This window comes from [Clostridium] citroniae WAL-17108 (assembly GCF_000233455.1).
Classification (GTDB): Bacteria; Bacillota; Clostridia; order Lachnospirales; family Lachnospiraceae; genus Enterocloster; species Enterocloster citroniae.
This window is the reverse complement of record NZ_JH376425.1, coordinates 148,888-174,205: the sequence shown is the minus strand read 5'-3', so window position 1 is coordinate 174,205 and position 25,318 is coordinate 148,888. Positions and strand designations below refer to the sequence as shown.

Annotated in this window: 26 protein-coding genes; 9 read left to right on the top strand and 17 right to left on the bottom strand. The window is 48.1% G+C overall.

What is annotated here, in order from left to right; translation table 11 throughout:
• The first annotated feature begins 96 nt into the window (after positions 1-96).
• The gene (locus HMPREF9469_RS19660) at positions 97-1,092 is read left to right on the top strand and encodes a hypothetical protein (protein WP_007865714.1); all 996 of its coding nucleotides are present in this window, start codon (positions 97-99) and stop codon (positions 1,090-1,092) included.
• Between the two features lie 114 nt (positions 1,093-1,206).
• Here HMPREF9469_RS19660 and HMPREF9469_RS19655 read toward each other — a convergent pair whose 3' ends face one another.
• Positions 1,207-1,446: a helix-turn-helix transcriptional regulator gene (locus HMPREF9469_RS19655; RefSeq protein WP_040416890.1), complete on the bottom strand. Its 240-nt coding sequence runs from the start codon at positions 1,444-1,446 to the stop codon at positions 1,207-1,209.
• Between the two features lie 200 nt (positions 1,447-1,646).
• Here HMPREF9469_RS19655 and HMPREF9469_RS19650 point away from each other — a divergent pair, with 200 nt between their 5' ends.
• Together HMPREF9469_RS19650 and HMPREF9469_RS30760 are read left to right on the top strand one after the other, a co-directional pair.
• A complete protein-coding gene (locus HMPREF9469_RS19650; RefSeq protein WP_007865712.1) occupies positions 1,647-2,495 on the top strand; it encodes a transglutaminase domain-containing protein in 849 nt (282 codons plus the stop codon).
• A 77-nt stretch (positions 2,496-2,572) separates the two neighbouring features.
• Complete coding sequence (locus HMPREF9469_RS30760) at positions 2,573-3,244, top strand: hypothetical protein (protein WP_007865699.1); 672 nt, start codon at positions 2,573-2,575, stop codon at positions 3,242-3,244.
• Positions 3,245-3,843: 599 nt separating this feature from the next.
• On the opposite strand, the gene glgX is transcribed toward HMPREF9469_RS30760, so the two are convergent.
• The 7 genes from glgX to HMPREF9469_RS19610 form a co-directional block, all read right to left on the bottom strand.
• Complete coding sequence (gene glgX, locus HMPREF9469_RS19640; protein WP_227884486.1) at positions 3,844-5,877, bottom strand: glycogen debranching protein GlgX; 2,034 nt, start codon at positions 5,875-5,877, stop codon at positions 3,844-3,846.
• 364 nt (positions 5,878-6,241) lie between these two features.
• Positions 6,242-6,964: an N-acetylmuramoyl-L-alanine amidase gene (locus HMPREF9469_RS19635; RefSeq protein WP_007865688.1), complete on the bottom strand. Its 723-nt coding sequence runs from the start codon at positions 6,962-6,964 to the stop codon at positions 6,242-6,244.
• Between the two features lie 65 nt (positions 6,965-7,029).
• On the bottom strand, positions 7,030-8,490 hold the full coding sequence (locus HMPREF9469_RS19630; protein WP_007865685.1) for a metallophosphoesterase: 1,461 nt from the start codon (positions 8,488-8,490) through the stop codon (positions 7,030-7,032).
• Between the two features lie 21 nt (positions 8,491-8,511).
• A complete protein-coding gene (locus HMPREF9469_RS19625; protein WP_007865683.1) occupies positions 8,512-10,194 on the bottom strand; it encodes a glycosyl hydrolase family 18 protein in 1,683 nt (560 codons plus the stop codon).
• 229 nt (positions 10,195-10,423) lie between these two features.
• Entirely contained in the window at positions 10,424-10,690 is a 267-nt protein-coding gene (locus tag HMPREF9469_RS19620; RefSeq protein ID WP_007865682.1) for a hypothetical protein, read from the bottom strand.
• A gap of 102 nt (positions 10,691-10,792) precedes the next feature.
• Entirely contained in the window at positions 10,793-11,419 is a 627-nt protein-coding gene (locus tag HMPREF9469_RS19615; protein ID WP_227161430.1) for a hypothetical protein, read from the bottom strand.
• Positions 11,320-12,864: a serine/threonine protein kinase gene (locus HMPREF9469_RS19610; RefSeq protein ID WP_007865678.1), complete on the bottom strand. Its 1,545-nt coding sequence runs from the start codon at positions 12,862-12,864 to the stop codon at positions 11,320-11,322. Before HMPREF9469_RS19610 ends, HMPREF9469_RS19615 begins: the two co-directional genes overlap by 100 nt.
• Before the next feature lie 214 nt (positions 12,865-13,078).
• On the opposite strand from HMPREF9469_RS19610, the gene HMPREF9469_RS19605 reads away from it, so the two are divergent.
• Complete coding sequence (locus tag HMPREF9469_RS19605; RefSeq protein ID WP_007865675.1) at positions 13,079-13,828, top strand: adaptor protein MecA; 750 nt, start codon at positions 13,079-13,081, stop codon at positions 13,826-13,828.
• Positions 13,829-13,917: 89 nt separating this feature from the next.
• Here the strand turns inward: HMPREF9469_RS19605 and HMPREF9469_RS19600 are convergent, their stop codons facing one another.
• From HMPREF9469_RS19600 to HMPREF9469_RS19585, 4 genes are all read right to left on the bottom strand, one after another.
• The gene (locus HMPREF9469_RS19600) at positions 13,918-14,595 is read right to left on the bottom strand and encodes a GntR family transcriptional regulator (protein ID WP_007865672.1); all 678 of its coding nucleotides are present in this window, start codon (positions 14,593-14,595) and stop codon (positions 13,918-13,920) included.
• A gap of 28 nt (positions 14,596-14,623) precedes the next feature.
• The gene (gene uxuA, locus HMPREF9469_RS19595) at positions 14,624-15,691 is read right to left on the bottom strand and encodes a mannonate dehydratase (RefSeq protein ID WP_007865665.1); all 1,068 of its coding nucleotides are present in this window, start codon (positions 15,689-15,691) and stop codon (positions 14,624-14,626) included.
• 127 nt (positions 15,692-15,818) lie between these two features.
• Entirely contained in the window at positions 15,819-16,439 is a 621-nt protein-coding gene (locus HMPREF9469_RS19590; RefSeq protein ID WP_007865663.1) for a DUF1847 domain-containing protein, read from the bottom strand.
• A 329-nt stretch (positions 16,440-16,768) separates the two neighbouring features.
• Entirely contained in the window at positions 16,769-16,972 is a 204-nt protein-coding gene (locus HMPREF9469_RS19585; protein ID WP_007865662.1) for a DUF1858 domain-containing protein, read from the bottom strand.
• A 355-nt stretch (positions 16,973-17,327) separates the two neighbouring features.
• Here HMPREF9469_RS19585 and pflB point away from each other — a divergent pair, with 355 nt between their 5' ends.
• The 5 genes from pflB to HMPREF9469_RS19560 all read left to right on the top strand — a co-directional run bounded on the left by pflB (position 17,328) and on the right by HMPREF9469_RS19560 (position 21,685).
• Positions 17,328-19,436, top strand: coding sequence for a formate C-acetyltransferase (gene pflB / locus HMPREF9469_RS19580; protein WP_007865661.1), 2,109 nt, complete (start codon positions 17,328-17,330; stop codon positions 19,434-19,436).
• A 38-nt stretch (positions 19,437-19,474) separates the two neighbouring features.
• Positions 19,475-19,720 carry an autonomous glycyl radical cofactor GrcA3 gene (gene grcA3 / locus HMPREF9469_RS19575; protein WP_040416938.1) on the top strand — a complete coding sequence of 82 codons (246 nt, stop codon included), beginning with the start codon at positions 19,475-19,477 and terminating at the stop codon, positions 19,718-19,720.
• A gap of 83 nt (positions 19,721-19,803) precedes the next feature.
• A complete protein-coding gene (pflA, locus tag HMPREF9469_RS19570) occupies positions 19,804-20,556 on the top strand; it encodes a pyruvate formate-lyase-activating protein (RefSeq protein ID WP_007865658.1) in 753 nt (250 codons plus the stop codon).
• A gap of 107 nt (positions 20,557-20,663) precedes the next feature.
• Complete coding sequence (locus HMPREF9469_RS19565) at positions 20,664-20,831, top strand: DUF362 domain-containing protein (protein WP_007865655.1); 168 nt, start codon at positions 20,664-20,666, stop codon at positions 20,829-20,831.
• Positions 20,832-20,971: 140 nt separating this feature from the next.
• Positions 20,972-21,685 carry a gamma-glutamyl-gamma-aminobutyrate hydrolase family protein gene (locus HMPREF9469_RS19560; RefSeq protein ID WP_007865652.1) on the top strand — a complete coding sequence of 238 codons (714 nt, stop codon included), beginning with the start codon at positions 20,972-20,974 and terminating at the stop codon, positions 21,683-21,685.
• Between the two features lie 125 nt (positions 21,686-21,810).
• On the opposite strand, the gene HMPREF9469_RS19555 is transcribed toward HMPREF9469_RS19560, so the two are convergent.
• The 5 genes from HMPREF9469_RS19555 to trpB all read right to left on the bottom strand — a co-directional run bounded on the left by HMPREF9469_RS19555 (position 21,811) and on the right by trpB (position 25,317).
• The gene (locus HMPREF9469_RS19555) at positions 21,811-22,449 is read right to left on the bottom strand and encodes a hypothetical protein (protein WP_007865650.1); all 639 of its coding nucleotides are present in this window, start codon (positions 22,447-22,449) and stop codon (positions 21,811-21,813) included.
• Positions 22,431-22,610 (bottom strand): hypothetical protein, encoded by a 180-nt coding sequence (locus HMPREF9469_RS33015; RefSeq protein WP_007865648.1) that lies wholly within the window; start codon positions 22,608-22,610, stop codon positions 22,431-22,433. The genes HMPREF9469_RS19555 and HMPREF9469_RS33015 overlap by 19 nt, the downstream gene beginning before the upstream one ends.
• The gene (locus tag HMPREF9469_RS19550) at positions 22,607-23,170 is read right to left on the bottom strand and encodes an RNA polymerase sigma factor (protein WP_007865647.1); all 564 of its coding nucleotides are present in this window, start codon (positions 23,168-23,170) and stop codon (positions 22,607-22,609) included. The genes HMPREF9469_RS33015 and HMPREF9469_RS19550 overlap by 4 nt, the downstream gene beginning before the upstream one ends.
• A gap of 196 nt (positions 23,171-23,366) precedes the next feature.
• Entirely contained in the window at positions 23,367-24,140 is a 774-nt protein-coding gene (trpA, locus tag HMPREF9469_RS19545; protein ID WP_007865646.1) for a tryptophan synthase subunit alpha, read from the bottom strand.
• Positions 24,133-25,317 (bottom strand): tryptophan synthase subunit beta, encoded by a 1,185-nt coding sequence (trpB, locus tag HMPREF9469_RS19540; protein WP_007865641.1) that lies wholly within the window; start codon positions 25,315-25,317, stop codon positions 24,133-24,135. The genes trpA and trpB overlap by 8 nt, the downstream gene beginning before the upstream one ends.
• Position 25,318: the final 1 nt, after the last annotated feature.

Sequence of the window (25,318 nt, the reverse complement as noted above, 5' to 3'; positions counted from 1 at the left end):
AATTATTAGAAAAGAACGAACGAATTTGTGGGGTATACAAAGAGGATAAATCACGATATAATATTTTGATTACTCTATTAAGCAGAGGAGATACATATGAAACAGACAGGCAGGGCAAGAGTATCATTTAGGACGATGACATATTCAGAGTTAGAAATCCCATTTCATAAACGACTAAAAATTCAAATGCTTATGAATAATGAATCGTCATCATATTTAATGGAATTATTAAAGAATGAACATTGTGATTTTTATTCTGATTCGGCAAAAGAAAAGTGGTTTTCAGGAAAAAGAATTTTCCCAGAAGAGGTGCGGGAGATACTTTTAAAGCATTATAATTTGACACCCCAGATAAGTACTGCCGAAAAAAGGCTGTATATCGGTTTGATAAATGAGTTTAATACGTTGATATCAAAACCACAAGGTGGGAAACTTTCAACTTGTGAGAAAAAAAGGCGTCAAACAGTTGCAAATGAAATTTTATGTGAATGTAATTCTAGTGATGAGATGAGTTTTTATCGGGAAGAGATGGAAAGGAATTATTATATTGATGAAATTACAAAAAAGTTTGTTGAATTACCTATGAAGAAGCAACTTGTGTTGCTAGAAAATTTTGATGTGCATAATAGAATTCCGTGGATTGCATGGGAATTTGTTAAAGAATATGCGTGTTTAAATCAACTGGGACGGGAATTATTCAATAAATATGCGAAAAAAACAATAGTCAATATGGGTCACTCCCCAAATGAATTTTTCCAATCACAGAAGGAAAGTTTAGAACTTTTCAAAAAGATGAGCCAGATTCAAAATACAACATTCGAAAATGATATCCTCTCAATGAATGGGGCGCTTTTGATACAGAAGCTTTTGGAAAAAATGGATACAGTTACTTTTGATGAAAGAACTTATTTGGAAAACATGGAATTATATTCAGAAATCAAATCTGATGAGTGGGGGATAATAGCATTCTTTGTTGAAGTGGGAGAGACATTTGATCCTGTAGATGAAAGCTTCCTATCGTACATACAGAAAAAAGCAGATTCTGTTATTGACCTTCTGCTCGATGATTTTGATTTAGGGAATAACGAATAAAAAAGCAAGGGAATGCTATATTTTTATTGGCATTCCCTTGCTTTGGTTTTTACAGTGCTCTAATTCAAAGGATTAAATAAGGTGCGAATATATCCATTTATAAAAAATATTTGTTCAACTCATAAAAAATTGTTCTATTGGCACTTGCAGAACCTTGGAAAAGCCATAAAGTTCTATATCCGTTACTGTTCGAGAACCATCTTCAATTCGAGAAATAGAACCTCTACAAATGTATACGGCTAGAGTTTCCAATTTGATTGATAATTGCTGTTGGCTCATTTTGCGTTCTTTCCGATATTGTTTTATCTTTTGACCCGTCATGTTCATTGTTGAACCATCTATAATCCGTGGCATATTATCTCCTTCTAAAGTTCATAAATGTCTTGTCATAGGACAGATAATATGATATATTAGGTTTGAGAAAATAATGTCTTGTAATAAGACAAAACAAAAATTTAGGAGGGAAAATGAGAGATGGTGAGGAGCAAATTAGATAATAGTATTGAAATAGCGATTTCAAACTTTTACAAAATAATTAAGAGGGTGTGATTTTTATGAAAAAGATATTAATTACAGTACTTGTGACAGTGTTTGCGGTTTCAACGACTACTATTCCAGCAGTTGCCGCCAGACCATCAGAAGATGGGGAAACATGGGAATTTATAGGAAAAACGCCACAGGAAATGTCACGATTGGCTGATTTGGGGATTGTAGAACTAGAGATGGGGGCTATGCATGAAATGGGAAGTGATTGCTTTTTAGAAAATGGAATTCGCCCTCTGACAGTTGCCGATGTAGAAGGGAAACCCCCATATAATTCAATCAATGAAGCGTATGGAGAATTAACAGCCAACACCCCCTATGCCGGTATGGTGAAAGGGCAGGACGATAGGGCAATTGGTGCTGCTGTTATAAGCGAATTTGCTGTTGAACATTTGTCTGAAATTACAATAGCCGATAGTCAATATGATACGGCAATGAACATATTAAAATATGTTCACCAATATTTTACATACGATTTTGTTTATACCGGAGCACCGGAATATTACGCTTTAAGAGACAGGAGGGGCGTATGCGAACATTATACAAAATTATATACAGCTATGTGTAAAGCCGCTGGAATCAATGCGGAATCTATGTCAATAGACTTCAAAGGTTTGTTTCATGTAGTAACACTGCTGACAATAGATGGTGTTCAATATTGGGCTGATTCAACAAATAGTACAAGTTTATATACAGTACTTCCTGAAAACTACACCAATCCAAGACCGTACACTGATAATGGAACATTATTTGAAATACCTACACGAGTTGGATACATAAATGAGTTTAACGGAAAATACTACATATTTACACGGGAAGAAATGAAGAAACTAGCAAATCCTTGTAATGGCGATGTTTAACCTAAAGAGGCAATCAAAAGGTTGAAGCTATAAAATAATATCCTGTAACAATATAAAATAAATTTTAGGAGGGCAAAATGAAATTTAAGAAAATGATTCCAACAATAATGGTGATTTCAATGGCAATGTCGAGTACAGCATTTGCTGGAACATGGAAGACGGGAGCCGAAGAAAATCAAAACAAATGGTGGTATGATAATGAGGACGGTTCCTATGCAAGCAATGGTTGGTACTGGATTGACGGTAATAATGATGGAATTGCAGAATGTTATTATTTTGATTCAGAGGGGTGGCTATTGACAAATGCTATAGCAGAAAATAGTTATGAAGTAAATGAAAATGGAGCGTGGGTGTTAAATGGCATTGTTAAAACGCGAGAAATCGCTTCAGAAAATACAAGTTCCGATATTGAAATAAATGGCGAATATCATTTGACAGGTGGTATAATAAACGGTGAATACAAGGCTATGGTTCCAGGAGATTGTGAGGACAGCGGTTATTTTATTGTTTCCGATGATACGATTGAATCTAAAGAACGCAACGAACAGACCGGAAGGGCTTTTCAATGTTACATAAAAGACGGAGAAAAATATGTTCCGATATCCGATATTTATCCTGATGAGTATATCTATTATTTATGCGAATACAATCACTTTATCTTTGAAGATGGTAGATTGATTGCCATTAGTCCCTTTTTAGATATGAGCGATGGAAACTTAAAGGAAAATAGATTTATTTTTGAAAAATAGAAGTAACCAAGAGGTTGATAGACAAAAACTGTTCTATCAACCTCCTTTACAATTTTGAAACATTATCAACCTCTATAACAAGCAGTAAAGGGGTAAAATGTATCTGCTCCGCAGACCCCTTGACAGCTTTCCTCTCTGATTTCCAAGTTGTAGACAGCCTGTAGACACACGGTAGACAGTGTGCGTTCCTCCTTGATTTTAGTAGCTTTCCCGATATTGGTAGAGTTCGAATCCCGTCTCGCGCTCTTTTTATTTACAGCGGAAGCCTTTGAAGAGAGGGTCCGCTGTTTTTTATGTACAGTATAACCCCTATGAAACCGGCTTCATACCCCCGGACAGAAAAGTACTAGAACGTGTTTGTAAAATGCTGTTCGTCAGATACTATTCGCCAGATGTGCGTCACACTTTACGGGAAATTTTGGTCCCGGTGCAGCCAGCGTAGCGGGCCCCGGTTCAGTTAGCGTAGTGGTCTACGCTGACTGAACCGGGACCAAATATGCCGCAAACCGGGGCGTTCTTTGTCTTAAGGATTATCTCTGGTAAAGCCGCTTTTTTCAACCATTTACTCTTCCCCCATCAAGTTTTATGTGGACTTTTTCTTATATTTTCCCGCAAAATACCATCACGGTCCTGGGAGGTATCACAAAAGAGCTTTCCACAGGCTTTCCTTCCCTGCTGTCATTCTCCCAGGTACTGACCTCCAGTGACCACGCCATGCTTTCCGGCAGTTCAGGAAGCACCACATCCAGCTGTTCCCAATACGCATTGCTGGCGATATAGACAGCCTCCGGCGCCTTCCCCTCAATCTGTCCCGCCATCATCACACCAATATATCTGTCATAGCTGGAAAACTCCTTAATCCATGGACTTGTACCGTGAAAACTGATATCGGGAAGCCCGCCAAACCCATCGCTTATATTGGACCGCAGAACCGGATGCTCCTTCCTGAAATGGATCATAAACTGGAAAAACCGGAATATGTCCCAGTTCTTATCCAGCAGGCTCCAATCCAGCCAGGACACCTCATCGTCATGGCAGTAAGGATTGTTGTTGCCAAACTGGGTATTTCCAAATTCATCTCCTGCCAGAAACATGGGTATCCCCCTGCTGCACATCAGGACCGCGCAGGCATTGCGTATCATCCGCCGGCGCAGGGCATTTACCGCCTCATTCTTGGTCTCCCCTTCCGTCCCGCAGTTCCAGCTGTGATTGTCATTGCTTCCATCCGTGTTGTCCCATCCGTTGCTCTCATTGTGCTTTTCATTATAGGAATATAGATCGTACAGTGTGAACCCGTCATGGCAGGTAATAAAATTGACGGAAGCATTCTCCCGGACAGAGGGTTCATATATATCACCGGATCCGGCTATGCGCAGGGCCGCTGCCTGGGCCATCCCCTCGTCCCCCTTCAGATACCGCCGCATGTCATCCCTATAACGCCCGTTCCACTCCGCCCACCGGTTCCAGGAAGGAAAATTTCCCACCTGATACAGGCCGCCTGCATCCCATGCCTCAGCTATCAGCTTGACATTTCCCAGTATGGGGTCAAAGGCCAGCTGTTGGAGAAGGGGAGGCTTATCCATGGGCGAGCCGTCCTCATTGCGTCCCAGAATGGAAGCCAGGTCAAATCGGAATCCATCCACCCGGTAGGCTGTTACCCAATAGCGCAGGCAGCTGACGATCAGCTGTTGTACAATGGGATGGTTGCAGTTGAGAGTGTTGCCGCACCCGCTGAAATTATAATAAAACCCTTCCGGTGTAAGCATATAATAGATGTTATTGTCAAACCCCTTAAATGAAAAATAAGGTCCGTTCTCATTTCCCTCCGCGGTATGGTTAAACACCACGTCCAGATACACCTCGATTCCATGGGTATTAAGCAGGTGGATCAGACGCTTCAGTTCATTTCCCTCCCGGTTATACTCCTTGCTGGCAGTATAGCTGGTATTGGGTGAAAAGAAGCTGACCGTATTGTATCCCCAGTAATTGTACAATTTTTCCCCATTAATCTCCCTGTAATCCAACATTTCATCAAACTCAAATATGGGCATCAGCTCCACTGCATTGACCCCCAATTCCACCAGATAGGGGATTTTCTCCTTAAGCCCCTCAAATGTACCCGGAAATCTTACGCCTGATGACCCATGCTTTGTATACCCCCTCACATGAAGCTCGTATATGATCAGGTCCTGCATGGGGATCAGCGGCTGGGGGTTATCACCCCAGTCAAAGTCATCCTTTACCACCCGGGCCTTGTAACGCTGGCCCAGAGTTGAAGGCTGACCCCAAAGGCTCTGTCCGGTTACTGCTTTTGCATATGGGTCCAGCAGGTATTTGGATGGGTCAAAGATCAGCCCCTTTTCCGGCTCCCAGGGTCCAGCCACCCGATAAGCGTACTCAAACTCCCCAATGTCCAGCTTGAATACGATCATGGAGTAGACATTGCCGATTCTGTAATGCTCCGGAAATGGCAGCACGGCATACGGCTCATCCTCGGTCCGCCTGAATAACAAAAGCTCCACCCCGGTGGCAGCGTGGGAATGGATGGTAAAATTCACACCCCCGGGAATTGCCGTGGCTCCGTAAATATCATAAAAGCCCGGCCGTACATCATATCCGCCCACATGGTTCATGGGAACCAGATGGATGGCTCCTTCCGCACCTACCAGTGACTCCTTCACATCCGGGCACAGGCATGTCTCTTCTTCTGTTACCTTACTTCCGGTTATCTTACTTCCACTTATCTTACTTCCGGTTATCTTACTTCCCGTATCCTGATCCATATCTCCTCCATTTTAAACCTTCCAACACATTGGTTCTTTTGCGCTCATCCTGTTTTCATTATATGTGGCTGGGCACATAATAGCAAGGCATTGCTTTTATTTACATCCCCCTGTGTACGGCCCTGCTGTGCCTATAAAAAATGTTCGTCAAATGAGAATCCGGGATTCTCATATGACGAACAGCTTCCTGTCTTATTCCGTTTTGGCGCTGGCCTTACTGCTTGGCGGTCTGGTTCCCCACCGTGTTCAGGTACTGAAGGATTCCCATGTGGATGGTCCAGGCCATCCTGTCCTGGTAATCCTCCTCTTCCAGGCGGGCCGCTTCCTTGCTGTTGCTGAGGAAACCGCACTCCACTATGACAATGGGCGCCTTTACGTGAAGAAGAAGATAATAATTATCATTGGCCTTGGCCAATCGTTTGTTGGCTTCTCCCAGCACATAATCAAACCTTTTTTGTAGAAGTTCCGCCAGATATTTTCCTTTTTCTGAGGTTTTATAGTAAAAGACCTGGCCGCCGGACACATACTCCTCATGATAACTGTTCTGATGGATGCTCACCACCAGGTCAGGATTTGCCTCATCAATCACTTCGCAACGCCTGCGCATATCCGCCATCTTCTTATGGCTGTCGCCGGAGTTGTAAAGCCCCTGATCCGAATCCCTGGTCAGCACCACCTTTACATCGGCTGCCTCCAGATACTCCTTAAGGCGCTGCACAATCTTTAAGTTAATGTCTTTTTCCAGCTGTCCGTTGATTCCCACCTTGCCAGGATCGTTCCCTCCGTGTCCTGCATCTATGACCACCACCGGCTTCGCCTTGTCTGCATCCGCCTTATGGTTCTGCACCGACACCAGTGTCCCGGCCTGCCACGATATAAGGGCCACGATTCCAAGCAGCAGGATCCCCATCACAGTCTGCCATGCTGATTGCTTCATCAATGGGTGCTCCCTGATAACCTTTAATCCAGTATATTCACCCATCCACAAGAAAAAGACCTGTTTTATTCCACTGCCAGGCTGTTATAATCCTTCACGGCATCCTCCACAATGTATTCCAGATACTCATAAAGGATGCTGGGATAACAATATTCCTGCCACATCTTATATCCTGGTTCCTTTACAGTCCGCCCCGCCACTTCATATGCCTTGCCCGCATAGCAGGCCGCATTGATATCCGCATAGACTTTGGACATCTGCTGCTTCTCAGGTTCTGTCAGCTTGACATAGACGCTTCCCGTTTCCTCCTCCGCCGAATCCTTCATGGCATCATATGCCTGATTATAGAAGATCCGGTTCAGAGTAGGAGGACTGTATGTATTAAAATTCAGCAGATTCTCATCCGTACTCCTGTGCTTCCTGGCCCACTTCTCAATATTGACCTGGTTTGTATGGTAGGAAAATGATTCATCCTCCATGTATTCCAGCACCCCGTACTGACAGGGCGGGGTGCTCATGGAACTGGTGACGATCTCATAGATCCCAATGTCATTATTCTGCATATAATGCTGTACGTGAAGGTGCCCGCTGAGGAACAGAGGGATATTCTCACCCTCCAGCTTTTGGATCAGTTCCTCACTGTGCTCAATAGTGCAGTCATCCACATACACCTTACTTTCCTCCAGCAGGTTATGATGTGCCACAGGAAGCAATATCACCCCGTCATCCCGGGCATCCTCCAGTTGTCGGTCTATCCACTCATAGGTTTCTGTTTTTATCATACCGCCCACCCGGTTGCGCGGCTCATACTGGCAGGTGTCCAGCATCAGCAGGCGCATGGCAGGCCCCAGGTCATAAGTGTAACTCAGTGAATTAGGATCCCGGCTGTTCGCTTCCGCGTAGCCGTATTCGTCATATATCCTTACAAAATCATTCGGTGTAGTGGGCTCTGCCGGAAAACGGTCCGAACCAGAGTACACGGCCGCACTGGGATTATTAATATCATGGTTTCCCGGAATGACCACCACGGTAATACCGGCATTCTCCACCTGTTCCAGCTTTTCCGCCAGCTCCTCATGGCTCTTCTTTTCCCCTTGGAGCGTCAGATCTCCGCTTATGATCAGCACATCGGGATTCAGCAACTGGATTTCCTCAAACGCTGCATCTGTGATCTCCCACACATAATTGGTAAGCTTGCCGTCCCCATGCTCCACCATAGACCGGAACATATCCCCCTGATCGGTCAGGGACTGAGCCAGATAGTGGATATCAGTCATCACCACGATTCGTTTTCCGCCTTTTAACGGTTCCGCCTTTGTCTCCTTCTCAGCGCCTGGAAATGGCTCTATCTCAGAGGGCTGAGGGGAGGTGGGCTTTTGTGTCTGTTCCTCAGATGAGGGTTCCTCTGTCCGGCTCACCGAGGGCCGTGCGCTTTCCTCCACTGCCACCTCCCTGCCGCATCCGGCTGCTGCAGCGCTTATGCCGGCTGCCATGGCAATTCCGATCATCCACTTCTTACTTCTCATATCCATCCCCCGGTTTTACGTCTATTTTACCGTGGACACAATGTCCCATATTTCCGGTGTCTCAAATCCCAGCTTCCAGCAGGCCACTCCTGCCAGGTCATATTCCCTGATCAAGTCGATCTTAAGCTTCATGGATTCATTCTCCTCCATCCATATCAGCTGTTCACCGCTGCTGTTCACCGCGCTTCCATAATATTGTCCCAGGCTGTCATCCCAGGTCAATTCCACATTGTTGTCCTTGACCCACTGCTGCGCATCCTTGATGCCATAGGCCTTGGATGTGGTCTTTCCGTCATTCACCGTCCATACCCTGGTATAAAAGGGAACAGCATTGATCACCTTTTCCTTTGGAACTTCCTTTAGCGTGTTCTCTATTCCGTCCTTTACATAGGAAATGGAGGAAACAGTTCCTGCCTCCCCGCCGGCATAGTGTTCATCATATCCCATCACAATCACATAATCCGCCACGATTCCCTGCTCACGCCTGTTGTAAAAAGCAGTGTAGGAGGATGGAACATAATTATCCACAGACAGTACCAGCCCCTTCTGGCGGCAGGACACGGACAGTTCCCTGATAAACTGCACGTAATGGGGACCGGCCTCTGCCTTCAGGCTTTCAAAGTCCAGATTAAAACCGTCAAAGCCATATGTTTCAGCTTCCTGCATGAGATTGGCGATCAGTTTCTTTCTTGTGCTGGTTGAGGACATAAGAGTCTTGGTATTAAGGTTTTTTACACTTTCCTCCGTACTCACATTCTCCACCATGGCCCATACTTTAAGCCCCATGTCATGTGCCTTCTCTACATATTCCTTACTTGCCAGGGAATTATAGGTCCCATCGCTGGATACCACATTAAACCAGGTGGGGACGATCACATTCATGTCCTTTGTGACACCCGCGTAGCTTTCCAGTGTGCTGTTAGCCTCCTGGCGTGTCACCTGATGGAATCCCAACCGGACCTTTTCATCCATGGAAATGCTGGTATATACAGGGGCTTCAAACAGGCTCTCAGGCATCACCTGCTCTCCCGCCTCCAGTTTTCTGTTCTCAATATAGCCAATATAACCGTCTCCGGTCCTCACTCTGGACCATTTTTCCATGGGCTCCAGAACATCCACGGACTCTCCCTGGGACAGTTCTGTGAGGATCGGGCTTTTAACCCCGCCCTTTTCCCGGACCCGCCCTGTCTTCTTTATGACAGCAGTGTCATAGGGCTCCCATATGGTATCGATAAACACCCGCTTGATCTGGCTTGTGGCAAAGGACTGGGTACGGATATCCGTATAATTTACCACCAGTCCCAGGGATAAATACATCCCCTGGTCCGTCACCTTAAACAGAGGTCCCTTTTCCCCCTGTGTACTTTCATCCGCATATACAATGGACTCCGGCAGCGTATAAACCAGCAGCTTTTCTCCCTCGTCCCAGTAAAAACGCTGGTTCAGGTGCTGGTTCACCCAATCCACCGGCAGGTATACCTGACCGTCCTCGTAAATTCCCTTTTCTTCCTGCAGTTCATTATCTAAAAGCAATGCCACCTGCCCGCTTTTAATACCAAATACCTTGGCCTTATCAGACAGTTCACTGCTTGGCATGTATTTCTTAACATAAATCCATCCGGCGGCCCCGCCTGCCAGTATAAAAAGCAGCAGCAGGACCAACACTGTAATCCCGCAGCCGTGACCTTTTTTTCTTCTGCTCATCCTGTCCTCCAGTATCCTATGATTGTTTTTATTCTACCACAAAACAATAGGATTGGGACATTTAATTGCTTACAATTTATGGTCATTTACCAGGCCACGCCCCAGAGTATGCCGGGGCGTGTTTATCTCAGGAGCATCACGGGCGCACTGCCTGCTTTGGCTGCACAGGCTGGAATGGTACTTCCGGCAGCACGCCCATAAAAACTCCCTTTTATTAAGCTAATTTTTCCTACTCTTTCCTTTTCTTTTTAGGAGGGTCGCAAAGGTATACCTTGTCAAACCGGATCTCCCTAAGGCATCCCTGTTCAGCGCCCACATAGTCTCCCATATAGAATCCGCCGTCTTCCCCCATTTCAAATATGCGTTCCCAATCTGACTCCGGGCATTCTTCCCCGTCAATTATAATGCGGACCCCTTTGTTTTTATATCGTTTCAGTCCGTCCAGATAAGTCCTCTGGTGCTTCTTATGGTCAGCGTATTCAATACTTCTCGCCATAAAGTAAACCCTCCTAAAACTGCATAAGCCAGCTTCTGCCCCTCAAGGAAGTATCCGTGACATATCTCCGTTTTTGGCAAAACGCCGCCTCTGCTTTCTCATTCACAAAATTCCCCCAAACCACTCCATCACCCTGTAGTCCACTGAAAATGCATCCACTGAAAGAGGTACTCTCTTCAAAAGAATATGAAACTGCCTTTCAATTTCTCTTCTGATGTCCTCACTGCCAAACGCAGCCGTATATATCCATCCCGTTCTGCGTTCATCTTCCTCTGTCAAAAGTTCCATAAATGCCTTCAGCTTCCACTCACTCAGGGATGCTGTTATGATCTTTACCGTGCATCTGAGCCATTCCGCCCTGATGGAGGCCCTCATTTCACCAAAGTCAATGACAATGTCATCATAGGAACCGTCCATACAGCGGGCCAGTACACGCGGGTCTCCCTGCATATAATATGCAACCCCGAAAATTTTGTATCCGTAATCCGCAGAACCCGCCCTTTTTTCCAAGCTGTCCCTGAACGTGGCTTTTATCTGGAAAAAGCTTCCATGATCGTTCCACTCAATGACTGCAGTCCTGCGCTGCAGGGAGCTGGACAGATAATTAGCTGCCAGCACACTGAGGTGGGTTACCCCCGTTCCCCTTCCCGCTCCGATGATCCCGATGATCCTGCATCTGGCCTCAGGGTTCCGGCCGCCCTTAAAACGGCCCCTTTTGCAGTGTCCCATCCCTTTAACCAGCCCCTTTTGCTCCGCTCCGTTCCGGCTTCGCCGGATATGCCGTCCCATAAGGATCTGAAAAACAGCTGGGTACTCCTGTCCCGGCTGAAAGGATCCCTATATTCCGGTGATCTGTATAACAAAGACTGTTTGAGCAGACCGTTCCAATCCCGGATGTGAAACCTTCTCCCCGAATACCCCTGTCCTGCATGGCGGAATATAAAAACCGCCTTTTTGCCCTTATAAAGGTCCTGCTGGTCCATCAGTGCCGAGACAGCCCTTTGTATATAACATGCTTCCCAGGCACTGTCTGTGACCGCCGTGACAAGGACATGATCCCGGGCGGATTCCTCCAAAAGGAGCTTCCAATCTGTCCCATAGTCCCTCAGCACTACAGAAAAATCAAGGGGCTCCTCCAAACGGACCGCCGGACCGTACCATGGCTTCATAAAACAGCCGTTCACTGAATAAATCCCCCGCCTGTCCGGCCGTGCATTCACCTGCCGGGCCAATGTCCGCACTGCCTGGGACCGGTTATGCTCTTCGTACAGTACTTCATAGCCCTGTATTGTCAGAAAATGCAGCAGCCCCAATGACAGATGGGTGATACCCGCTCCGGGTCTCACGCCCGCCAGGTTTATAATAAGAGATGGACCTGCCCTGTGATCGTTGTTAACGGTCAATTCCCTGATACACAGGCGGCGCAGGACTGAATTCAGTTCCTTAGCGCTTTCATACCGCCTGTCCATATTAGGCTCCATACATTTTTCAATTATACTTTGTAACGGTTCTGTAACTATTTGGGGTGCAAATACTCCCTGCTTCAGGGTTCCGGTCAGCATAAAACGGAGGACTGCACCAATGGCATAGACATCAGTCCTTTGATCTAATATCCCGTCAGATGTATATTGTTCGGGAGCAGCGCATCCCACCGTACCGTAACGCTGCTCCTCCTGGTTTGCATCCAGGCAGCTTGCAGCATGGTCAAAATCGATTAGTTTTACCGTGCCGTTACAGATAATCAAATTATGTGGTTGTAAATCTAAATATAGTATGGGTTGTTTACACGCAGAGTGCATGTATTCCACAAGCCCGCAGATCTGCATTCCGTAACGGACCGCATCTGCCTGCTTAAGAGTGCCCTGACACTTGATCAGGGTGTAAAGAGAGTATCCCTGTAAATACTCCTCGATTAAATAAAAATATTCAGGATCTTCTTCCAGGTCATAAATCATGGGAATTCCCGGATGCTGCAGTTCCTTTAGGATCAGCGCCTCCCTGCGGAATGTCTCATAGTCCGCACACGTCCTGGGCACGCACTTGATCGCCCTGTACTCCTCCAGACCCAGATGGAGCGCCAGCCAGACCGTTCCGGTCCGCCCTGTCCCCAGCTTGTGCAGCAGGCGGTATTTACCAAATAAAATCTTCTCCTCTGTGCTTCCCTCCTTTGTCACAAGTCCATCTCTTACATAAATTTTATACTATTTTCTGTCACTCGTCTATGGTCGTTATATCTTCTATCTTCATTTCCAAAAATTTTTCTTAAATTTTTCAATGAGTAATTGATATTTTCCTATGTAATGTAGTATATTTAAAGTGTAGAAGTCTATCTTCTGCCCTAATTGCAGATAGACAAACCACAGTTGATATAGAACAGGAAGTGATCCTATGAAGATAGAACGAATTAATGACAACCAGATCCGATGTACATTAACCAGCTTTGACTTAAGCGTGCGCAACATTAATCTTGTGGAACTGGCCTATGGCACGGAGAAAGCCAGGAAGCTGTTCCGTGAGATGATCCAGAAGGCATCCAATGAAGTGGGCTTTGAGGCAGAGGACATTCCACTGATGGTGGAAGCCATTCCCTTATCCAGCGAAAGCATTATGCTGGTCATCACGAAAATTGAAGACCCGGAAGAGCTGGACACCCGCTTTGCCAAGTTTTCCCCATTTACGGAGGAGAACCAGGATTCTCTGTTGTCACAGCTGGCCAATGAATTTCTGGAGGGCGCAGAGGATTCCCTGGACTATTTGGAGCCGGATACGGTTGAGGAAGCGCAGAGCAAAGCGGATTCCGCCTCACAGGGCGGCAAAACTGCCAAAAAGGGTACTGGCGCTGTCAGCAGCCGCCGCATTTTCCGTTTTGACAGCCTGGACCGCATCAGCGAGGCATCCAGGGCAGTGGAAGGTATCTATACCGGTGTTAACAGCCTCTACAAAAAGCCCGGCACGCGGCAGTATTATCTGATCATCAAGCGTCAGGACTGCACGGATCTGGACTTTTCCAGAGTCTGCAATATTCTGGCGGAATACGCCGCAAAGCTTCCCAGCGAAGGCGCCAGTGAGGCTTACTTTAAGGAACACTATGAGGTGATGATCCAGGACCAGGCATTGCAGAACCTGGCAAAAATCTAAATACAAAACCCCCTAAAGCCCATATCCGGACTTCAGGGGGTTGTCTTATATTTACCCTTATCATACAAGGGTACCCTTACTTGTTTTGATCATTTAAAATACTGGGGATACTGTGCCCTGAACATCTGCTCGTTCATCATCCAGCGGTTTAAGTGTTTATCCATTGTATCCACTGCCAAATGTTTATCTCTGGCCTTCAGGGCCTGTAAAAGCTTCTTATGGTCCTCAATGATCTTATAATCCTTAACCATTGCCACGGAAAGGCTGCGTATCCTGTCATAGTGGACGGCCAGGCGCTGGCACATATTGTATGTGAGTTCTTTCTTACAGATGGTAAAAAGCTTTCTGTGCATTTCATTGTCCAGATCCAGAAGTTTTCCACTGGAACCCCTCTCCATGTAGAACTCCTGAAGCATGATATTCTCCTCCAGCCATGCCAGGTCCTCTTCACCGGCCATATCACATACCAGCTCCGCTGCTGCTTTCTCCAGCACAAGGCGCAGAAAGCGCGCTTCCTCCACCAGTTCCACATCTATAAGGGCGATCCGCATCCCCCTTTGGGGAAATATCTCTATGATGCGGGATTCCTCGCTGAGCTGGATGACAGCCTCCCTCACCGGGGTGCGGCTGATGCCAATATGCTGCGACATCTCCATATCATTAAATGGGGACCCGGGTTCCAGGTCCAGGGAAATGATGTTGTCCCGTATGGTACGGTACGCATATTCCCTGGCAGTCTCCCCTGATCTCTTTTCCTCAATCTTCATGAACACGGCCTCCTGTCTGTTATAAGGATTACCGGCTCTGCTTGTCTATTGCCTCCCAAAGTCCGTTCAGGTAGCAGGCGCCCAGCGCTCTGTCATAAAGGCCGTATCCGGGCATGGATACTTCGCCCCAGATAGCCCTTCCATGGTCCGGACGCACGATACCGTCAAACGCAATATCGTGAAGCGCCTTCATGATCTCGTACATGTCCATACTGCCGTCTGATGACAGGTGTGCAGCCTCCTGGAAATCCCCAGGTGCATTATACTGCAGATTGCGCACATGTGCAAATGGAATCCTGCCCTTAAGGGAACGGATGATATCAGGGATATCGTTCTCCGGATTGCTGCCCAGGGAACCGGTGCACAAAGTGACGCCGTTAAAGGGGGCATCCACTGCCTTCATCAGCTTCAACAGCTGCTCCTTGCCTGTGATGATCCTGGCCAGGCCGAATACAGGCCATGCCGGATCATCCGGATGAATGGCCATCTTAATGTCATATTTCTCACACACAGGCTGGATGGCCTTTAAGAAGTAAACCAGGTTGTCAAACAGCCTGTCGGCATCCACGTCCTTATACATATCAAACAGTTCCTTGATCCTGGCCATACGCTCAGGCTCCCATCCGGGAAGCTCAAAACCATTGGACTTCTCTCCCATGGATTCAAACATGTTCTCAGGGTTGATCTTGTCGATCTCACTCTGGTCATATGCCAGCACCGTGGAGCCGTCCGGGCGGACCTTGGCCAGGTCTGAGCGGGTCCAGTCAAATACAGGCATAAAATTGTAGCACACAATATGGATATCCGCCTGGCCCAGGCGCTCCAGGGTAGTGATATAGTTGGCGATGTACTGCTCCCTCTCCGGTATGCCCACCTTTATGGCATCGTGGATATTCACGCTCTCAATTCCCATCACCTTCAGGCCCTTGGATTCCACCTGCTCCTTCATCTTAAGAATCCGCTCCATGGGCCATGCTTCCCCTGCCGGGATGTCATACAGGGTTGTGATCACACCCTTTACACCGGGAATCTGGCGGATCTGCTCCAGTGTAACAGAGTCCACACCCTCCCCAAACCAACGCAATGTCATATCCATAGTCTTTGTCCTCCTTATCCGTATGCTAAATCAGCAACGCTTAATATACTAATATATTACTCTTGGGCACAGACTTTGTCAATACGCATTCACCATTCATATTGTCATTATTTTATTGACCATTATTTTATTGAAGTTTTTCGGAATAATATCCCTCAGCGCAGTACAGCGCTCCCGCCGGATTATGGGCCAGGACCCTGTCCTTTACAACCAGGGTCGTCACCATAGCCTGGGAGTTCTTATAGAATAGGGAATCATGTCCCACACACAGGCCAAGGGCAATATTAAACTCTGTCTTTTGCCCGTTAAGCAGTTCTGCCTGAAGGATGGGGTTGCACATCGGCTCAAACCCTCCGGGATGTATCTTCCTTTCATCAGGAATCCCGGCTCTGGTCTTGTCAATTCCCCCGGTCTTACATATGACGGACACTGTATCAAACCCATTCTTCTTCAGTATGTCCGCCAGTATGCGGGCCTCTTTTCTCAATCCCTTACAGAACGCCAGCCCAATCCTGTGATAACCCATTTTCCTGCAGAATTCCATGGTTTCCTTTACCCGGACCCACTGTCCGTATCCCAGGCTTTCAATCTCTGAGGAACAGATATAAAAATCCTTTACTTCATCCTCCTCATACCGCTTAAACGCGGCCTCCACCATGTTCCGGTCCCTCATGGGACAATTTGCAGGCATGGTTTCCGGATGTTCCTGACCGCAGGCCAGAACCGTACAATATGCGCATGTATACATTGCCTTACCTCCCCTTTCTGCAGGTTCTCCCGGAATCTCCCCGGCCCCCATTTTTGCGTCTGATTTTCGCAAATCTGACCACCAGGAGATTCCGAGAGTACACTGTATCAGGTATATCACAAAAAGTACAGGAAATCCACTACGGCCTGAAATATATTTAACCTTTGGTCAGCCCTTGTACACTGAGGGCACAGGGCAATCACCGCTGAGCGTTTTTTCATTTTATGGGGAATCTCAGAGGAATCCCCTATGATATGAAAAAAAGACGCCTGTCACACACCAATGGGTGCAGCAAACGTCCTTCCTGTCTCAACTTATGAAAATGCCAATCAGCCTTTGGCTGCCAGAACTTCATTGATCTGAGAAACCAGTGTGTCACAGTCAATGCCGTGAACCATGCATGCCTCTTCCAGGGACTCAGCCTGGGAAGCAGGACAGCCTAAGCAGTGCATTCCTGCACGCATAAGGATGTTGGGGATGATCTCATCGACCTGGATCAACTGGCCGATCAGCATGCTCTTATCAATCGTCATGGTAGTGTACCTCCTTTTATTTCTGCTATTAGTATTCCCACAATAACGGATTACTGCGCTTCTATCATCATAATACGAATTTCCTTTTTTGACAAGACTTACATTTTTTTCATATTAACCAGATTTATCAAGGATTGTTAAAAAATATTATCAGTAAAAACTATTGACGTGTATACAATGTGCATAATATAATAAGTGTTGCAAAAGCAACAGCAGAAAGCAATGATTTTTAGTAAACTATGATTGTTCAGAGGAACCGGCAAATTTTTCTGTCCGGTATGGCTGTCGGTCAAGTGGCTCATACTATTTCATATTGGATACTATCAGTTTACGCATTTCACAGGAGGAAAAGTCTATGAGAACAGAATGGAACACATTTAAAGGCGGTGTATGGCAGCGGGAGATCAATGTCCGCGACTTCATCCAGAAGAATTATACCCCTTATGACGGCAATGACCAATTCCTGGAAGGCCCCACGGAGAATACCACGGAACTTTGGGATCAGGTAATGGAGCTTTCCAAGAAGGAGCTGGAAGCGGGCGGTGTCCTGGATATGGATACAAAAGTTATATCCACCATCACTTCCCACGGTCCCGGCTATCTAAATAAGGATAAAGAAACCATTGTTGGTTTTCAGACCGACAAGCCTTTTAAGCGTTCCCTCCAGCCCTACGGCGGTATCCGCATGGCCATGAAGGCATGCCAGGATAACGGCTTTGAGGTGGATCCTGAAGTTGTAGATTTTTTCACAAAGCATAGAAAGACCCACAATGCAGGTGTGTTTGACGCCTATACCGATGAAATGCGGGCCTGCCGTTCCAGCCATATCATAACAGGACTTCCGGACGCCTACGGACGCGGCAGGATAATTGGCGACTACCGCAGGATCGCTCTTTACGGAGTGGATGCCCTGATCCAGGAAAAGAAAGAAGAAAAGGATTCAACACGTACCATTATGTACTCTGATGTGATCAGGGAGCGTGAGGAGCTTTCCGAGCAGATCCGCGCACTGGAGGATCTAAAGACCCTGGGTACTATTTACGGTTTTGATATTTCCAGGCCTGCCGCTGATGTAAAGGAAGCCATCCAGTGGACATACTTCGGATACTTGGCGGCTGTGAAGGAGCAGAACGGAGCTGCCATGTCCCTTGGACGCACCTCCACCTTCCTGGACATTTACGCTGAGCGTGACTTAAGAGAAGGCAGATATACGGAAGCACAGGTTCAGGAATTCGTGGATCATTTTATCATGAAACTGCGTCTTGTTAAATTCGCAAGAACCCCTGAGTACAATGACCTGTTCTCCGGCGACCCCACATGGGTAACGGAATCCATTGGAGGCATTGGTATTGACGGACGCCACATGGTGACCAAGATGTCCTACCGTTACCTTCACACCCTGCATAACCTGGGCACCGCCCCTGAGCCCAACCTGACCGTACTCTGGTCCACCAGGCTGCCGGAGAACTTTAAACGGTTCTGTGCAAAGACCTCCATCGAGTCCTCCTCCATCCAGTATGAGAACGATGACCTGATGAGGACCACCCATGGTGACGACTATGCCATTGCCTGCTGCGTATCCAGCATGAGGGTGGGCAAGGAAATGCAGTTCTTCGGCGCAAGAGCCAACCTGGCCAAGTGCCTGCTGTACGCCATCAACGGCGGTGTGGATGAGATCACCGGCAAGCAGGTAGGCCCCAAATACCGTCCCATCACCTCTGAGTACCTGGATTTTGATGAGGTTATGGACAAATATAAGGACATGATGAAATGGCTTGCCAAGGTATATGTCAATGCCCTGAACATCATCCATTACAACCATGACAAGTACAGCTATGAAAGACTGCAGATGGCCCTTCATGACAAGAAGGTGGTCAGATGGTTTGCAACCGGTATCGCCGGTCTCTCCGTTGTGGCAGACTCCCTTTCCGCGATCAAATATGCAAAGGTTAAGACGGTCCGCAATGAAAAGGGCATTGTCACTGACTATATTGTAGAGGGAGACTTCCCCAAATACGGCAACAATGATGACCGTGTGGACCAGCTGGCAGCTGACCTGGTACACATTTTCATGAGTTATATCAAAGGCAACCACACCTACCGCGGCGGAATCCCCACCACCTCCATTCTTACCATCACCTCCAATGTGGTGTACGGCAAGAATACAGGTTCCACACCGGACGGCCGTAAAGGCGGACAGCCCTTTGCTCCCGGAGCCAACCCCATGCACCACAGGGACAGCCACGGAGCCATCGCTTCCCTGGCCTCTGTGGCAAAGCTTCCTTTCAGGGATGCCCAGGATGGTATCTCCAATACCTTCTCCATCATCCCCGGCGCCCTGGGTAAGGATGACCAGATTTTTATGGGAGACCTGGAAGTGGAACTGTCCAGCTGCCCCAGCTGTGACATGGGCGGAAACCTGTTTGAAGGACTGGATTCCGAATCAGATATTGAGGAATCATGATCGATGAACTGTTTCATAAGAAAGAGAGGACAAATACTATGGTAAAAGCAAGCGAAGCTCAGATTGATAACCTGGTAGCACTGTTGGATGGCTATGCCCAGGAAGGCGGACACCATCTCAATGTAAATGTATTCAGCAAAGAAACCCTGTTAGACGCCCAGGCTCATCCTGAAAAATATCCCCAGCTCACTGTAAGGGTATCCGGCTATGCCGTTAACTTTAACAAGCTGACAAAGGAACAGCAGGACGAGGTCATTTCCAGGACATTCCACGGAGCGATTTAATCCGGCGGATACTATCATATTTTCAGGGATTGTGGTAAAGTAAGTTAGGTGATTGCGGAACTAGTCGGAGAGGAGAGCTGTATATGATTGGACGTGTTCATTCCATTGAAAGTTTTGGGACGGTTGACGGCCCCGGGATCCGTATGGTCATTTTCCTGAGCGGCTGCCCCATGAGATGCCTTTACTGCCACAATCCCGATACCTGGGATCCCAAGGGCGGCACTGCCATGACTGTGGATGAGATACTGAACCAGTTTGAGCAGGCCCGTTCCTTCTATAAGAAAGGCGGCATCACGGTCAGCGGCGGTGAACCCCTGACCCAGATCCGCTTTGTCACTGAATTATTCGAGGCAGCCAAGGCCAGGAATATCCATACCTGCCTGGACACCTCGGGCATTACCTTTAATCCGGACTCAGATGGCATCCTGGCGCGTTTTGACCGCCTGATGTCATCAACGGACCTGGTAATGCTGGACATTAAACACATTGATCCCCAGGAGCACATTAAGCTCTGCGCCCAGCCCCAGGACAATATACTGGCTTTTGCCAGGTATCTGGAACAGAAAAAAATACCTGTGTGGATCCGCCACGTGGCAGTTCCCGGCATAACGGACAAGGAAACCTATCTGTACCGCTTGGGACAATACCTGGGCACCCTTAAAAATATCAAAGCCCTGGACGTCCTGCCCTATCACGATATGGGAAAGGTTAAATATCATGAGCTGGGGATTCCCTATGCCCTTGAGGATGTGCCCCCCATGGCTCCTGAAAAGGCAGCGGAGGCCAGAAAAGTGATTCTCAGGGGAATGCGTGACGCAAGGGCTAATTGCTCCTAAATTAATACAATATTAACCCGGAGAGGAATCAATTTCCTCTTGAATAATTGTCCTTTATAGTATAAAATAAAATAACAATGTAGACAAATTTAAGGAGGTACTTTATCATGGCATATGTAATTAATGATTCTTGTGTAAGCTGCGGAAGCTGTGCTGGCGAATGTCCAGTAAACGCAATCTCTGAGGGAGATGGAAAGTACGTAATCGATGCTGATACCTGCATTGACTGCGGTACTTGTGCAGCTACCTGCCCAACAGGAGCAATCGAAGGCTAATTGCAGTACATAAGAGCCTCTTCCATATGGAAGGGGCTCTTTTTCGCTATCTGGAAGATCCCTTACGTTTACAAGGACACACAGGGTTTTGTAAACTGAGGGCGCCTTGCCGCATATATCATTATTGGAGGATTGAAAAAATGAAGAAACCAGTCATTGGCATCACCCCTTCCCACAACACAGAGAATGATGACATCAGCCTGCGCCCTACCTATCTGAGGGCGGTCCAGGCAGCCATGGCCATTCCTGTGGTACTGCCCCTTGAGATCACCCAGGAGGACTTAGGACAGCTGGTCCATATGTGTGATGGATTTTTATTTTCCGGCGGCCCGGATCCCCATCCATTTCTTTTCGGAGAGGAGACTCAGGCCCACTGCGGCAATGCATCCGTTGCCCGGGACACCATGGAACTCCTGCTCCTGAAAGCGGCCATGGCGGCCGGAAAACCGATTCTTGGGATCTGCCGGGGAGCACAGATCATCAATGTGGGCCTGGGAGGAACCATTTACCAGGATATCCCCAGCCAGACAGAGCGCAGCTTTCCCATTGCCCACAAACAGCCGTTTCCCTACCCGGTTCCATCCCACCATGTAACTGTTTTAAAGGATTCGCTTCTGGCCGGGATCGCGGCCGGGCAGACGGAGCTTGCGGTCAACAGTTTCCACCACCAGGCGGTACAGACACCGGCTCCCGGTCTTACGGTCAGCGCTTACGCGCCGGACGGTATCATAGAGGCTGTGGAAATGCAGGATTATCCCTACCTTTTGGGCGTACAGTGGCATCCGGAACATATGTGGCCCAAGGACAGGGCTGCCGCCAATATCTTTAAGAGTTTTGTGGAAGCCTGCAGATAATGTGAGGATTATATGCGGATCAGGTGCGGATCAGGTGCAGATCAGGTGCAGATCAGAGCAGATCAGGGAAATCACACGGCCGGACAGTGGCCAGATATGATCTGGACACGGCCCGGCCTGTGTATTTATGAATGACCCTCTATGATTTCTACCGCCATGCCGGCCATCTGATCAGCTGTCAGGTCACTGTCAAAAACATCCATATTGTAATGGACGCCTCCCTCCTCCCATGACAGGCTTTGGTAGACCTTATTTTCCACTTTCCGGGAACCATAGGCGATGACCAGCTCTCCCGCATCCACCATGGCCTGTTCCGCCTCAGAGACTTGGTAATCAGGCGGTACCATACGGTACTCATATTCACTAAATTCAATGGCAATCCCGTTATGGTCAAAAACCTGGTCCGCCTGGCCTGATATCCCATACGGACCGCTCTTTTCCACGGACACAAACAGGTCCGGCTGGCCCTTCTTTTTATAAGTCAGGGAAACGGCCTCCCCCATTTCCACAGGGTTCCCTTCCTCGTCCATACCGGACTGTTCCACAGGAACACCAACGCTGAATCGGTATCCGTTGTTGAAAGCTTCCGGCGCTTTTGTTGCAAATCCCAGCCTTTCCTCCGTCTCCCCCAGCTTTTCATATGTGAAATCATTGGTATGGTAGCTATGGGAGCTTACATGTGTAATCTTTCCTGCAGCCACTGCCGTCATGCTTCCCAGCACGCAGGCTGCGGCTGCCACCACTGCTATTTTTCTGCGCTCCATTTTCTCATTCCTGATTCCTCCTCTATTCTTTGATGGACAGAGCGTTTCATCCGCTCCTCATCCGCGGAAGTGACCTCTAAGGACTCTGCCCGGCGTAAAAGAGTCCGGCGGATCTGCACCTCCAGCCCAGCCGTCTGATCAGTATCCTGTTGTCCGTTCATAGGGTTACCTCCCTTCCCGTATTCTGCTCCTTTGTCAATTCTTTCTTTAAATTTTCCCTGGCCGTGTACAGCCTGGACTTGACGGTTCCCTCCAGACAGCCCATGATCTGGGCGATCTCCTTTGCGGACATCCGGTTAAAATAGTAGAGCACAACCGCAGTCCTCTGCTTGACCGGAAGGTTTCTGACAGCCCTGTACAGCTCCTGATCACGGGAACGCTTCATCACCTCTTCCAGAACAGATCCAGACTGGGGTTCTTCCTCCCCATATACCGCCTCCACAGGCTGTTCCTTCCTGTGCTTTCTGCAAAAACGCCAGGCTTCCCTGGTCAGCGTTCTGTAGATCCAGCTGCCAAAGCTCTCCGGATCCTTGATCTTCCTTCGGTTTGTCCAGCACAGCACAAAGGTCTCCTGCACAATATCCTCGCTGTCCGCATAACTTCCGGATATGAGATAGGCCATGCGCAGCACCTTTGGATAATAGTACTCCATGATCCGGTCAAATGCCTGACTGTCGCCTTCCATCATCCGGCGCGCAAGTTCTGCCGCTGACTGCTCCATATGGCTCTCTCCCTTCCACTTCCTGTCTTTTTTAATCCATTATATCCTTCCGCCGGCTCTGTGGCCAGAAGGACCGGTTGATCGGTGCACCTGCTATAAAGAGGCGCCTTGAGAAGGATCGGTTCATTTTATATTAAAAAAGATCCGTGACCGGAAATTACTCTCCGGAGACGGATCTTTTTCTTTTGATGATTTCCTATGCTCCCACTGCCTGTTTCATCTCGTGCACGTAATCGCAGACCGGTTTCACACATAACGTTCCGTATTCAGCCACTATCTTTACAATAGCGCTGCCTACAATGACACCATCCGACTGGGCGGCCATCTTTGTGGCCTGCTCCGGGGTGGAGATGCCAAAACCGATTGCGCAGGGCACATTTTTTCCCTGTTTTACAGTTTCCACCATTTCTTTTATATTGGTGGTTATCTCCTTTCGCACTCCGGTCACGCCCAGGGATGAGACGCAGTACACAAACCCCTCCGACTCCCTGGCAATGGCCTGGGCCCGCTCCCTGGAGGTGGGAGCCACCAGATAGATCAATACAAGTCCATACTGTCTGCAGGCGGGCAGAAGCTCCTGGCGCTCCTCAAAGGGCATATCCGGCACGATCAGGGCATCGATTCCACAATCAGCCGCCTGTTTCATGAACTTATCCACACCGTAGGCAAATATGGGGTTGATGTATGTCATAAAAGCCAGGGGCACATCTGTCTTTAACCGTATGCGTCTCACACTGTCAAATATCTTATCCGTGGTCGTGCCCGATGCCAGGGCGCGCATATCCGCCTCCTGGATCACGATCCCCTCTGCCACGGGGTCGGAAAAGGGGATGCCTATCTCAATCAGGTCCGCTCCCGCCTCAGCCATGGCCGGCACCAATTCCTCCGTCACACTCAGATCCGGGTCCCCCGCTGTTATAAACGGTATAAATGCCTTCTTGTTCTCAAATACTTTCTGTATCCTATTCATAGAGTTCCACCCCCCTGTATCTTGCAATTGCCGCAACGTCCTTATCTCCCCTGCCGGAAAGATTGATCACAATGATCTGGTCTTTGTCCATGGTTCCCGCCACCTTCCTGGCATAGGCCACTGCATGGGCGCTCTCCACAGCCGGGATGATGCCTTCCATGCGTGAAAGGTATTCAAAGGAATCCACCGCCTCATCATCAGTCACAGGCACGTACTCAGCTCGTTTGCTGTCGTAAAGCTGGGCATGTTCCGGACCAATGCCCGGATAGTCCAGGCCCGCGGAGATGGAGTATACCGGCGCGATCTGGCCGTACTCATCCTGGCAGAAGTAGGATTTCATGCCGTGGAAGATACCCAGACGGCCGTTTGCAATGGTTGCTGCATTTTTTTCATTGTCCACTCCCAGACCGGCCGCCTCACAGCCCACCAGTTTTACGCTCTCATCCTGTATAAACTCATAAAAGGCTCCCATGGCATTGCTGCCCCCGCCCACACAGGCGATCACCATATGGGGCAGTTTTCCTTCCTTTTCTTTTAACTGCTCCTTGATCTCTCTTCCAATGATGCTCTGGAAATCCCTGACCATCATGGGGAAGGGATGGGGTCCCATAACGGAACCGATCACATAGTGGGTATCCGCGATCCGGTTGGTCCATTCCCTCAGGGTTTCATTGACCGCATCCTTCAGGGTCATGGTGCCGCTGGTGACAGGATGTACCTTTGCGCCCAGCAGCTCCATGCGGTATACATTTAATGCCTGTCGGTCCGTGTCCTCCTTGCCCATGAACACTTCGCACTCCAGCCCCAGCAGGGCCGCTGCGGTGGCGGTAGCCACTCCGTGCTGTCCCGCCCCTGTCTCGGCGATCACGCGTGTCTTTCCCATCTTCTTTGCCAGGAGCACCTGACCCAGGGCATTATTAATCTTGTGGGATCCCGTGTGGTTTAGATCCTCCCGCTTCAGGTAGATCTTGGCTCCCCCCAGGTCCGCCGTCATCTTTTCGGCATAATAAAGACGGGAGGGACGGCCTGTGTACTCCTCCAGCAGGTATCTTAACTCCGCCACAAACTGCGGATCATTTTTATAGTGTTCATAAGCTGCTTCCAGCTCGGTCACAGCGCTCATCAGCGTCTCAGGTATAAACTGACCGCCGTGTATTCCAAATCTTCCATTTGACATT